This is a genomic window from Proteus sp. G4415 (genome assembly GCF_963896075.1).
GTDB classification, from domain to species: Bacteria; Pseudomonadota; Gammaproteobacteria; order Enterobacterales; family Enterobacteriaceae; genus Proteus; species Proteus mirabilis.
Map to the genome: position 1 here is coordinate 1 of NZ_CAWQOK010000098.1, position 10,755 is coordinate 10,755.

11 protein-coding genes are annotated in these 10,755 nt (G+C 43.1%); all 11 read left to right on the forward strand.

Going from position 1 to position 10,755, the window contains the following annotated elements; all coding sequences use genetic code 11:
- The first annotated feature begins 219 nt into the window (after positions 1-219).
- The 11 genes from atpI (at position 220) to glmS (ending at position 10,656) form a co-directional block, all read left to right on the forward strand.
- Positions 220-597: a F0F1 ATP synthase subunit I gene (gene atpI, locus AACU95_RS11460; protein ID WP_004246598.1), complete on the forward strand. Its 378-nt coding sequence runs from the start codon at positions 220-222 to the stop codon at positions 595-597.
- Positions 598-628: 31 nt separating this feature from the next.
- Entirely contained in the window at positions 629-1,453 is an 825-nt protein-coding gene (atpB, locus tag AACU95_RS11465) for a F0F1 ATP synthase subunit A (protein WP_004246597.1), read from the forward strand.
- A 45-nt stretch (positions 1,454-1,498) separates the two neighbouring features.
- A complete protein-coding gene (atpE, locus tag AACU95_RS11470; protein WP_004246596.1) occupies positions 1,499-1,738 on the forward strand; it encodes a F0F1 ATP synthase subunit C in 240 nt (79 codons plus the stop codon).
- Positions 1,739-1,799: 61 nt separating this feature from the next.
- Positions 1,800-2,270, forward strand: a complete 471-nt coding sequence (gene atpF, locus AACU95_RS11475; RefSeq protein ID WP_004246595.1) for a F0F1 ATP synthase subunit B — start codon at positions 1,800-1,802, stop codon at positions 2,268-2,270.
- Positions 2,271-2,282: 12 nt separating this feature from the next.
- Positions 2,283-2,816, forward strand: a complete 534-nt coding sequence (atpH, locus tag AACU95_RS11480; RefSeq protein WP_004246594.1) for a F0F1 ATP synthase subunit delta — start codon at positions 2,283-2,285, stop codon at positions 2,814-2,816.
- Positions 2,817-2,830: 14 nt separating this feature from the next.
- Complete coding sequence (gene atpA, locus AACU95_RS11485; protein WP_004246592.1) at positions 2,831-4,372, forward strand: F0F1 ATP synthase subunit alpha; 1,542 nt, start codon at positions 2,831-2,833, stop codon at positions 4,370-4,372.
- A 57-nt stretch (positions 4,373-4,429) separates the two neighbouring features.
- On the forward strand, positions 4,430-5,293 hold the full coding sequence (gene atpG, locus AACU95_RS11490; protein WP_004246591.1) for a F0F1 ATP synthase subunit gamma: 864 nt from the start codon (positions 4,430-4,432) through the stop codon (positions 5,291-5,293).
- 34 nt (positions 5,294-5,327) lie between these two features.
- Positions 5,328-6,710, forward strand: coding sequence for a F0F1 ATP synthase subunit beta (atpD, locus tag AACU95_RS11495; protein WP_004246589.1), 1,383 nt, complete (start codon positions 5,328-5,330; stop codon positions 6,708-6,710).
- Between the two features lie 21 nt (positions 6,711-6,731).
- Positions 6,732-7,148, forward strand: coding sequence for a F0F1 ATP synthase subunit epsilon (locus AACU95_RS11500; RefSeq protein WP_004246588.1), 417 nt, complete (start codon positions 6,732-6,734; stop codon positions 7,146-7,148).
- 150 nt (positions 7,149-7,298) lie between these two features.
- Complete coding sequence (gene glmU, locus AACU95_RS11505) at positions 7,299-8,672, forward strand: bifunctional UDP-N-acetylglucosamine diphosphorylase/glucosamine-1-phosphate N-acetyltransferase GlmU (protein WP_004246587.1); 1,374 nt, start codon at positions 7,299-7,301, stop codon at positions 8,670-8,672.
- Positions 8,673-8,829: 157 nt separating this feature from the next.
- Positions 8,830-10,656, forward strand: coding sequence for a glutamine--fructose-6-phosphate transaminase (isomerizing) (glmS, locus tag AACU95_RS11510; protein ID WP_004246586.1), 1,827 nt, complete (start codon positions 8,830-8,832; stop codon positions 10,654-10,656).
- Positions 10,657-10,755 lie beyond the last annotated feature (99 nt).

Below are 10,755 nucleotides of genomic sequence, written 5' to 3' on the forward strand. Positions count from 1 at the left end.
ATTATTTTTGCGCTTTTTGTTGCTAATCATTTTCCATAAATGGAACCTTCATAAAAAATTTAAATTATTCTTCACTTTTTCGCTACTTATTGATTGAATTCATTGCCACGCCCCGTATAATTTGCTCGTTTTTGTCACTTGACACTTTATAGCAAAGACAGTTTGATACATTATTCAGTAATACCTTTTACGATAGCGAGTCTGGAGAATACAAACGTCATGTCTGTCTCCCTCTACAGCGGGAAAGTTGCACTGAAACTGTTATTTTTGCAGTTTATGACTTTTGTTATTCTCAGTGCGGGTTTCTACTTTAAGAGTACAGACTGGAGCTTTTCTGCTTTTTTAGGTGGAATTGCATGTTGGTTACCCAATATTGCATTTTTATTATTACTACGCTTACAAAAAGTAGATGAAAATGAAGCTTCAGTTCGCATAAACTGGCTTTTTGCTTTCAGTGAAGGGTTGAAGGTTATATTATCAATAGCCTTGCTGATAGTTGCTTTAGGAGTGTTTAAAGCGGCATTTGCACCACTGGTCATGACCTACTTAGCGGTGCTTGTTATGCAGGTCGTTGCACCAGCCGTCATAAACGGTTAGCGTTTTTAACAACAAAAGGGTAATTGGCATCATGTCTGCATCAGGAGAAGCATTAACCACTAGAGACTACATAGGTGGACATCTGAATAACCTTCAGTTGGACCTACGTACTTTCGAGTTGGTCAATCCCCATGCTGAAAATACGCCATCATTCTGGGTGTTAAATATTGACTCACTTTTCTTCTCTGTACTCATGGGGCTTTTGTTCCTATGGATATTTAGAAAAGTAGCAGTAAAAGCAACCAGTGGCGTACCGGGAAAATTCCAGACTGCAGTAGAAATGGTCATTGGTTTCGTTGATAGCAGCGTTCGTGATATGTATCACGGGAAGAGCAAAGTCATTGCACCTTTGGCATTGACTGTGTTCGTTTGGGTGCTGTTAATGAATGCCCTGGATTTATTACCAATTGATTTTATCCCATATATCGGTGAACACATCTTAGGGTTACCAGCGTTACGCATCGTTCCGACTGCTGACGTGAGTATCACTCTTTCGATGGCAATTGGTGTATTTATCCTGATTCTCTTCTACAGCATTAAGATGAAGGGCGTAAAAGGGTTTACTAAAGAGCTGACGTTACAGCCTTTTAATCACCCTGTATTTATTCCAATCAACTTAATTCTGGAAGGGGTAAGCCTGCTATCAAAACCTGTTTCACTCGGTCTTCGACTGTTTGGTAACATGTATGCGGGTGAACTGATCTTTATTCTTATTGCTGGTCTGTTACCGTGGTGGTCACAGTGGTTATTAAGCCTACCTTGGGCGATATTCCACATACTGATTATTACGTTACAAGCCTTTATTTTCATGGTTCTAACGATTGTTTATCTGTCGATGGCATCTGAAGAACATTAATTATTAACTCTTTAAAGAAATAACTGAAACAAACTGGAGACTGTCATGGAAAACCTGAGTATGGATCTGCTGTACATGGCTGCCGCTATTATGATGGGTTTAGCTGCAATCGGTGCTGCAATCGGTATCGGAATCCTCGGAGGCAAATTTTTAGAAGGTGCTGCTCGTCAGCCTGATCTGATCCCTCTTCTGCGTACACAGTTCTTTATCGTTATGGGTCTGGTTGACGCCATCCCAATGATTGCTGTGGGTCTGGGCCTTTACGTGATGTTTGCTGTCGCCTAATGATGGTGATGAGCAGTAAAAACATCAAGTTAGTTAATAACCAAGAAAGAGGTATTGTGCTGTGAATTTAAATGCAACAATCCTCGGCCAGGCCATCGCATTTGTCCTGTTTGTTTTGTTCTGCATGAAATATGTATGGCCACCAATTATGGCGGCCATTGAAAAACGTCAAAAAGAAATTGCTGACGGTTTATCTTCTGCAGAACGTGCGAAAAAGGACTTAGATTTAGCGAAAGCCGATGCAGGCGAACAGTTAGCGAAAGCAAAAGCTGAAGCACAAGCAATCATTGAGTCTGCGAATAAACAACGCACTCAAATGATTGAAGAAGCTAAAGCTGAAGCAGAGCAAGAACGTAGTAAGATCGTTGCACAAGCTCAATCCGAATTGGAAGCAGAGCGTAAACGTGCTCGTGAAGAACTTCGTAAACAAGTCGCTATGCTGGCTATCGCTGGTGCCGAGAAAATTATTGAACGTTCCGTGGATGAAGCTGCTAATAGCGACATCGTTGATAAACTGGTCGCTGAACTGTAAGGAGGGAGGGGCATGTCTGAAATAGCAACGGTAGCTCGCCCCTACGCCAAAGCAGCTTTTGACTTTGCTGTGGAAAACCAGGCTGTCGATAAATGGCAGGTTATGCTGGCATTCACCGCTGAAGTTGCACGCAATGAGCAGGTAACCGAATTACTTTCTGGTTCTTTAGCATCAGAAAAACTGGCTGACATCTTTATCGACCTTTGTGGCGATCAAATTGATGAACATGCTCAGAACTTAATTCGTGTTATGGCTGAGAATGACCGTTTATCAACATTGCCGGAAGTATTGAGCCAATTTATTCAATTGCGCGCAGTACTCGAGTCAACGGTTGATGTTGAAGTCACTTCTGCCATTGAGCTAACTAAACAGCAGCTAGCTAACATTTCTGCAGCGATGGAAAAACGTCTATCACGCAAAGTGAAGCTGAATTGCAAAATTGATAAGTCCGTTATCGCAGGCATGATTATACGCGCCGGTGACCTTGTCATCGACGGTAGTGTTCGTGGCCGTTTAGAGCGATTAACTGACGTCTTGCAGTCTTAAGGGGACTGGAGCATATGCAACTGAATTCCACTGAAATCAGCGAACTGATCAAGCAGCGCATTGCTCAGTTCAATGTAGTGAGTGAAGCTCACAATGAAGGTACGATTGTTTCCGTTAGTGACGGTATCATTCGTATCCACGGTTTAGCCGAAGTTATGCAGGGTGAAATGATCGCACTGCCGGGTAACCGTTTCGCTATCGCATTAAACTTAGAGCGCGACTCTGTTGGTGCGGTTGTGATGGGTCCTTATGCTGACTTAGCAGAAGGCATGAAAGTTAAATGTACAGGTCGTATTCTGGAAGTTCCAGTTGGCCGTGGTCTACTTGGTCGTGTAGTTAACACACTGGGTGAACCTATTGATGGTAAAGGTGCTGTAGAGCATGATGGCTTCTCACCTGTTGAGATGATTGCTCCAGGTGTTATCGACCGTCAATCAGTCGACCAACCTGTACAGACGGGTTATAAATCCGTTGACGCCATGATCCCAATTGGTCGTGGTCAGCGTGAATTGATCATCGGTGACCGCCAAACAGGTAAAACTGCTCTGGCTGTCGATGCGATTATTAATCAGCGTGACTCTGGCATTAAATGTATTTATGTCGCTATCGGTCAGAAAGCATCGACTATTTCGAACGTTGTTCGTAAATTAGAAGAGCATGGCGCGTTAGAAAACACCATTGTTGTTGTTGCTTCTGCATCAGAATCAGCAGCGTTGCAATACCTTGCTCCTTATGCGGGTTGTGCAATGGGTGAATACTTCCGTGACCGTGGTGAAGATGCTCTGATTATTTATGATGACCTGTCTAAACAGGCTGTTGCATACCGTCAAATTTCACTGTTACTTCGTCGTCCACCTGGACGTGAAGCTTACCCTGGTGACGTTTTCTATCTGCACTCCCGTTTATTGGAGCGCGCAGCGCGCGTTAGCGCTGAGTATGTAGAAAACTTTACTAACGGTGAAGTTAAAGGTAAAACCGGCTCACTGACTGCGTTACCTATTATCGAAACGCAAGCAGGGGACGTTTCTGCATTCGTTCCTACGAACGTAATCTCTATTACCGATGGTCAGATCTTCTTAGAATCTAACCTGTTTAACGCAGGTATCCGTCCAGCTGTTAACCCAGGGATCTCCGTATCTCGTGTAGGTGGTGCAGCTCAGACTAAGATTATGAAGAAACTTTCTGGTGGTATCCGTACTGCACTTGCGCAGTATCGTGAGCTGGCAGCATTCTCTCAGTTCGCTTCAGATCTGGATGATGCTACCCGTAAACAATTGAACCACGGTCAGAAAGTGACTGAATTGCTGAAACAGAAACAGTACGAACCAATGTCTGTCGCACAACAGTCTTTATCTCTGTTTGCTGCAGAACGTGGTTATCTGGAAGATGTTGAAATTTCAAAAGTTGTGCCATTTGAAGCGGCTTTATTAGCTTATGCTTCTCGTGAACATGCTGATTTACTGAAAGAAATCAACCAGACCGGTACTTATAACGAAGAAATCGAAGCGAAGCTGAAAGGCGTGCTAGACAACTTCAAAGCGACTCAGTCCTGGTAATAACTATTCGGCCTAATAATGATCATTAGGCCGTCTGGTTCATGAGGAGAAGCAGAAATGGCCGGCGCAAAAGAGATACGTTCGAAGATCGCCAGTGTGCAAAACACACAGAAGATCACTAAAGCGATGGAGATGGTCGCCGCGTCGAAAATGCGTAAAACGCAGGAACGCATGGCAGCCAGCCGTCCTTATGCAGAAACCATGCGCAGTGTGATTGGTCACCTTGCGTTAGGGAATCTGGAATATAAACATCCATACCTCGAAGAGCGTGAAGTTAAACGTGTCGGGTACCTGGTTGTTTCGACCGACCGTGGTTTGTGTGGTGGTTTGAACATTAACTTGTTCAAAAAACTGCTGGCAGACATGAAAGAGTGGTCTGATAAAGGTGTAGAAGTAGATTTAGCCCTTGTTGGTTCTAAAGCCGTTTCATTCTTTGCCTCTGTAGGTGGGAATGTTGTCGGTCAAGTAACAGGTATGGGTGATGATCCGCAACTATCTGACCTTATCGGCCCAGTCAATATCATGTTGCAGGCTTATGACGAAGGTCGTTTAGATAAACTGTATGTGGTGGCAAATAAGTTCATCAATACCATGGCCCAAGAGCCTAAAATTCTGCAAGTTTTACCATTACCACCAGGTGATGATGAAGAACTGAAAGAAAAATCTTGGGATTATCTGTACGAACCTGATCCTAAGACGTTACTGGATACTTTACTGCGTCGTTATATTGAATCGCAGGTTTATCAGAGCGTCGTAGAGAACTTAGCGAGTGAGCAGGCAGCACGAATGGTCGCGATGAAAGCCGCTACAGATAACGGTGGTAATCTGATTAAAGAACTGCAATTGGTGTACAACAAAGCACGCCAAGCAAGCATTACTCAGGAACTGACAGAAATTGTATCTGGTGCAGCCGCGGTATAACAGCTAGGTTTACGAATTACGTAGAGGATTCAAGATGGCTACTGGAAAGATTGTCCAGGTAATCGGCGCCGTAGTGGACGCCGAGTTCCCTCAGGATAGCGTCCCTAAAGTATACGACGCTCTTGAGGTTATGAATGGTAAAGAAAAACTGGTGCTGGAAGTTCAGCAACAGTTAGGCGGTGGTATCGTTCGTTGTATCGCAATGGGTACATCAGACGGTTTAAGCCGTGGCTTAAAAGTTGAAGATTTAGGCCACCCAATTGAAGTACCAGTAGGTAAAGCGACTTTAGGACGTATCATGAACGTTCTGGGTACACCTATTGATATGAAAGGTGAGATTGAAACCGAAGAGCGTTGGTCAATCCACCGTGAAGCACCAACTTACGAAGAGTTATCAAACTCTCAAGAACTGCTTGAAACCGGTATCAAAGTCATGGACTTAATCTGTCCATTTGCTAAAGGTGGTAAAGTCGGTCTGTTCGGTGGTGCGGGTGTTGGTAAAACAGTTAACATGATGGAATTGATCCGTAATATCGCGATCGAGCACTCAGGTTACTCTGTATTTGCTGGTGTTGGTGAGCGTACTCGTGAGGGTAACGACTTCTATCATGAAATGACAGATTCTAACGTTCTTGACAAAGTATCGTTAGTTTACGGTCAGATGAATGAGCCACCAGGAAACCGTCTGCGTGTTGCACTGACTGGTCTGACTATGGCTGAGAAATTCCGTGATGAAGGCCGTGACGTACTGTTATTCGTCGATAACATCTATCGTTATACCTTAGCCGGTACAGAAGTATCAGCACTGTTAGGTCGTATGCCATCAGCGGTAGGTTACCAACCAACATTGGCTGAAGAGATGGGTGTTCTGCAAGAGCGTATCACTTCAACCAAAACAGGTTCTATCACCTCTGTTCAGGCGGTATACGTACCTGCGGATGACTTAACTGACCCATCCCCAGCAACCACCTTTGCTCACTTAGATGCGACAGTGGTACTGAGCCGTCAAATTGCTTCGTTAGGTATCTACCCTGCGGTTGACCCACTGGATTCAACCAGTCGTCAGTTAGACCCACTGGTAGTTGGCCAAGAGCACTATGATGTTGCTCGTGGTGTTCAGTCTATCCTGCAACGTTATCAGGAACTGAAAGACATCATCGCTATCTTAGGTATGGATGAACTGTCAGAAGAAGATAAACTGGTTGTTGCGCGTGCGCGTAAGATCCAGCGCTTCCTATCTCAGCCATTCTTCGTTGCTGAAGTATTTACCGGTTCACCAGGTAAGTTCGTTTCCCTAAAAGACACAATCCGTGGCTTTAAAGGTATTCTGAACGGTGATTATGACCACCTGCCAGAGCAGGCGTTCTACATGGTTGGTACTATCGAAGAAGCAGTAGAAAAAGCTAAGAAGCTTTAATACGGCTGACGGGAGGTTGATATGGCCGATACATCGTTCCACCTGAAAGTTGTCAGCGCTGAAAAGCATTTATATGACGGCGAAGTCAAACATATTCAGGTAACTGGTAGCGAAGGTGAGCTCGGTATTTATCCGCAGCATACCCCGTTATTAACTGCCATAAAACCGGGCATGGTACGTGTCGTAAAAACATCGGGTGAAGAAGAGTTTATCTACCTTTCAGGTGGTATTCTCGAAGTTCAGCCTACAGGCGTCATTGTACTGGCAGATACAGCTATCCGTGGTCGTGATTTGGATGAAGCGAAAGCGTTGGAATCTAAGCGTAAAGCTGAAGAACACATTCAATCCTCTCATGGTGATGTTGATTATGCTCAAGCATCAGCAGAATTAGCCAAAGCGATTGCAAAACTACGTGTAATCGAATTGACTAGACGCTAATGTAAATAGGCAGTCCATGAATAAAAAGCCAGTTAGTTATAGCTAACTGGCTTTTTTGCTTTCAGAAATATTTTGTGTAACGAAATATGTAGTATTATTTGGCATAAACAGGTTTACTTGCCATTCTTTACGGGAGTTATCAGGTTAATTATGTCTAATTCAGCTAAAAGTGTTGTTATTCTTGCTGCGGGAAAAGGTACCCGTATGTATTCACAGTTACCTAAGGTTCTTCATAAACTTGCGGGCAAATCCATGGTGCAACATGTCATTGATACCGCAAAATCCCTTGGTGCTCAACAAACCCACCTTGTTTATGGGCACGGTGGTGAACTTATGAAAGAAACATTAGGTTCACAACCTGTCAATTGGGTGCTACAAGCTGAGCAATTAGGTACCGGTCATGCTATGCAACAAGCCGCACCTTTCTTTGCTGATGATGAAGATATCCTAATGCTTTATGGTGATGTACCACTTATCACTAAAGAAACCTTAGAGCGTTTAATTGCGGTAAAACCTGCTGGTGGCATTGGTTTATTAACCGTTATTTTAGATAACCCTATGGGGTATGGACGTATTGTTCGCGAAAATGGCGATGTTGTTGGTATCGTAGAGCAAAAAGACGCCTCTGAAGAACAATTAAAAATTAAAGAGATCAATACAGGTATATTGGTTGCTAATGGGGGCGATTTAAAACGCTGGTTAGCGAAGCTTGATAATAACAATGCTCAGAAAGAGTACTATATTACTGATATTATTGCGCTTGCACACCAAGAAGGTCGTAAAATCGAAACTGCTCACCCTACTCGTCATAGCGAAATGGAAGGGGTTAATAACCGCTTACAACTTGCCGCATTAGAGCGTATTTATCAAACAGAACAAGCTGAACGCTTATTACTTGAAGGGGTAATGTTACTTGATCCGGCTCGTTTTGATTTACGTGGTACGCTAACTCACGGAAAAGACGTGGTGATTGATACTAACGTTATTATTGAAGGTGAAGTCACTTTAGGTAATAACGTTGAAATTGGTACGGGTTGTGTACTGAAAAACTGTGTGATCGGTGATGGTTCGATTATCAGCCCTTATACGGTGATCGAGGATGCAAATTTAGCGCAAGAGTGTACTGTTGGGCCTTTTGCTCGTCTTCGTCCCGGCGCACAGCTGGCAGACAAAGCTCATGTTGGTAACTTTGTTGAGATGAAAAAAGCCAGTCTAGGCGTTGGCTCTAAAGCGGGTCATCTTACTTATTTAGGTGATACAGAAGTGGGTGCTAATGTGAATATTGGCGCTGGCACTATCACTTGTAACTATGACGGTGCAAATAAATTTAAAACTATCATTGGTGATGATGTGTTTATCGGCTCTGATACTCAACTTGTTGCCCCCGTTTGCGTGGCCAATGGCGCAACAATTGGTGCAGGTACAACATTGACAAAAGATGTCAACGAAAACGAATTAGTCATTAGCCGAGTGAAGCAAACACATATCTCTGGCTGGAAACGTCCGGTGAAGAAAAAACAATAATTTTAAGATAAGGGCGTATATTTCATTATCGCCCTTTTCTTGTACGCTATTATTCTAAAAACAAAAATATCCCCGTTTTCTACCATGGCTTGGGGAACAAAATAATCAGGTATAAAGACATCAAGTGCGAAAAACGCACAGTTTTAGGAATAACACAATGTGTGGAATAGTAGGTGCAGTTGCACAACGCGATATCGCAGAAATCTTAATTGAAGGTTTACGTCGTTTAGAATACCGCGGTTATGATTCAGCGGGGTTAGCTGTTGTCGATAATGATTGTCATATGACACGTCTGCGTGAAGTTGGCAAAGTACAGATGCTGGCAGAAGAAGCAGAAAAAACACAAGTTATTGGTGGTACAGGTATTGCTCATACCCGTTGGGCAACCCATGGTGAACCTTGTCAAGATAATGCTCATCCTCATGTCTCCGGCACTATTGCCGTGGTACATAATGGGATTATTGAAAACTACCAAGAGCTAAAAGCTGAGTTAATTAACCGGGGTTATCAGTTTGCCTCTCAAACTGATACTGAAGTTATTGCTCACTTAGTCAATTGGGAACAGCGCCAAGGCGGCACATTACGTGAAGTCGTACAGCGTGTGATCCCTCAATTACGTGGTGCTTACGGTACTGTCATTATGGATAGTCGTACACCAGAGCTATTAGTGGCAGCACGCTCAGGAAGCCCACTGGTGGTAGGTCTTGGGGTTGGGGAAAACTTCCTTGCTTCTGACCAACTGGCTTTATTGCCTGTTACTCGCCGCTTTATCTACCTTGAAGAAGGCGATATTGTCGAAATTACTCGTCGTCATGTGCATATTTATGATGTTAATGGCGAAGAAGTTAATCGTGATATTATCGAATCAAATGTGCAATATGATGCGGGTGACAAAGGTATTTATCGTCACTATATGCAAAAAGAGATCTACGAACAGCCTTTAGCCATTAAAAACACCCTTGAAGGGCGTTTAAAAGCAGAAAGTATTGATCTTAGTGAGTTAGGATCTAAAGCACCAGAGATCTTATCTCAAGTGGAACATATTCAAATCGTTGCCTGTGGTACATCTTATAACGCAGGTATGGTATCGCGTTATTGGTTTGAATCTTTAGCGGGGATCCCCTGTGATGTGGAAATTGCATCAGAATATCGCTATCGCAAACCAGCGACTCGTCGCAATAGTTTACTGATAACCTTATCTCAATCAGGTGAAACGGCAGATACTCTAGCGGCATTACGCTTATCAAAAGAGTTAGGTTATTTATCATCGCTGGCAATTTGTAATGTGGCTGGCTCTTCTTTAGTACGCGAATCTGAATTTGTGTTAATGACTAAAGCAGGGGCTGAAATTGGGGTTGCATCAACCAAAGCCTTTACAACGCAACTGGCCGTTTTATTAATGCTAGTGGCCTATATGGGACGCATTAAAGGTGTTGAAGCCCTTGAACAACAAGTTGCAATGGCGCTTCATGCACTACCGAGCCGTATTGAAAGTATGTTGTCGAAAGATAAAGTGATTGAAGCTTTAGCAGAAGACTTCTCAGAAAAAAGTCATGCACTCTTCTTAGGCCGTGGTGATCAATATCCAATAGCGGTAGAAGGCGCATTAAAGTTAAAAGAGATCTCTTATATTCATGCAGAAGCTTATGCGGCTGGTGAATTAAAACATGGACCTCTTGCTTTAATTGATGCTGATATGCCCGTTATCATCGTAGCGCCAAACAATGAATTATTAGAGAAATTAAAATCTAATATTGAAGAGGTGCGCGCTCGTGGTGGTTTACTGTATGTGTTTGCCGATCAAGATGCTGGCTTTGAAGAAAGTGAAACAATGAAACTGATTTCTCTGCCTCATGTTGAAGAGTTAATTGCGCCAATTTTCTATACTGTACCATTACAGTTACTTTCTTATCATGTGGCTTTAATTAAAGGGACTGATGTCGATCAGCCTCGTAACTTGGCTAAATCAGTGACTGTTGAGTAATATTATTTAATAGTTTATTGCCAATTTTGCCCCGTATCTTAATTTCAGGTGCGGGGCATTTTTAACTCACTATTATTTTTAATTTCTTTGTTATTAAAA